The 1,808-nt window shown below is 68.9% G+C and carries 1 protein-coding gene; it reads left to right on the top strand.

Going from position 1 to position 1,808, the window contains the following annotated elements:
• On the top strand, positions 1-1,808 hold a 1,808-nt coding region (gene acs / locus AB4074_RS24700), incomplete at both ends, for an acetate--CoA ligase (RefSeq protein ID WP_441415734.1).

The raw sequence follows: 1,808 nt of genomic DNA, 5'->3' as shown, positions 1-1,808 counted from the left end.
GCCAGGCCCTGGACTGGTCCGACCCGCCGTTCGCGAAGTGGTTCGTCGGCGGGCAGGTCAACGCCGCGTACAACGCCCTGGACCGGCACGTGGAGAACGGGCTCGGGGACCGGGTGGCCATCCACTTCGAGGGCGAACCCGGCGACACCCGGACCTACACGTACGCGCAGCTSACCGACGAGGTGAAGAAAGCCGCGAACGCGTTCGAATCCCTCGGTGTGGCGAAGGGCGACCGGGTGGCCGTGTACCTGCCCATGATCCCCGAAGCSGTSATCACGATGCTGGCCTGCGCCCGGATCGGGGCCGTGCATTCGGTGGTGTTCGGCGGCTTCTCCGCGGACGCCCTGCGCTCCAGGATCGATGACGCCCAGGCCAGGCTCGTGGTCACCGCGGACGGCACCTACCGGCGCGGCAAGCCCAGCCCGCTCAAGCCCGCCGTGGACCAGGCCCTGACCGCCCCCGGCCACACGGTCGAGCATGTCGTGGTGGTCAGGCGCAACGGTGAGCCGGTGGACTGGGTCGAGGGCCGGGACCGGTGGTGGGAGGACACCGTGGGCGCCGCCTCGGGAGAGCACACCGCCGTCGGGCATGACGCCGAACACCCGCTCTTCATCCTGTACACCTCCGGGACCACGGGCAAGCCCAAGGGCATCCTGCACACCACCGGCGGCTACCTCACCCAGACCGCGTACACGCACAAGGCGGTGTTCGACCTGCACCCGGACACGGACGTGTTCTGGTGCACCGCCGACGTCGGATGGGTCACCGGCCACTCGTACGTCGCCTACGCACCCCTGGTCAACGGCGCCACCCAGGTCATGTACGARGGCACCCCGGAYTCCCCGCACCAGGGCCGCTGGTGGGAAATCGTGGAGAAGTACAAGGTCTCCATCCTCTACACCGCCCCCACCGCGATCCGGACGTTCATGAAATGGGGCAAGGAGATCCCGGGCAAGTACGACCTGTCCTCGATCCGGGTCCTGGGCTCCGTGGGCGAACCCATCAACCCCGAGGCCTGGATGTGGTACCGGGACGTCATCGGCTCCAACGCCGGCAAGAACGGGGAAAAGAAGGCCCACCCKGCCCCGATCGTGGACACCTGGTGGCAGACCGAGACCGGCGCCCAGATGATCGCGCCGCTGCCGGGCGTCACGGCGACCAAGCCGGGCTCGGCGCAGGTGGCGCTGCCGGGCATCGCGATCGACGTCGTGGACGAGGCCGGSGAGTCCGTCCCGGACGGGCACGGMGGCTACCTCGTGGTCCGCGAACCCTGGCCGGCCATGCTGCGCGGCATCTGGGGGGACCCKGAACGGTTCAAGGAGACCTACTGGTCCCGTTTCGAGGGCATGTACTTCGCCGGCGACGGGGCCAAGAAGGACGACGACGGCGATATCTGGCTCCTGGGCCGGGTGGATGACGTCATGAACATCTCCGGCCACCGGCTCTCCACCACAGAAATCGAATCCGCGCTCGTGTCCCACCCCTGGGTGGCGGAGGCCGCCGTCGTCGGAGCCTCCGACGAGACCACCGGCCAGGCCGTCGTCGCGTTCGTGATCCTGCGYGAATCCGCCCCGTCGGGACAGGACAGCGGCGACACCACCATCSMSGAGCTGCGCAACCACGTGGGCAGGGAAATCGGCCCCATCGCCAAACCCAGGCACATCCTCGTGGTCCCCGAACTGCCCAAGACCCGCTCGGGCAAGATCATGCGCCGCCTCCTCAAAGACGTCGCCGAAGGCCGCGAACCCGGCGACGCCACCACCCTCTCCGATCCCACCATCATGGCCCAGATCGCGCAGTCGCTGAAG

Source organism: Arthrobacter sp. 2MCAF14, from assembly GCF_052115645.1.
In the GTDB taxonomy this organism is placed as follows: Bacteria; Actinomycetota; Actinomycetes; order Actinomycetales; family Micrococcaceae; genus Arthrobacter.
This window is presented reverse-complemented; position numbering and strand designations above follow the sequence as displayed.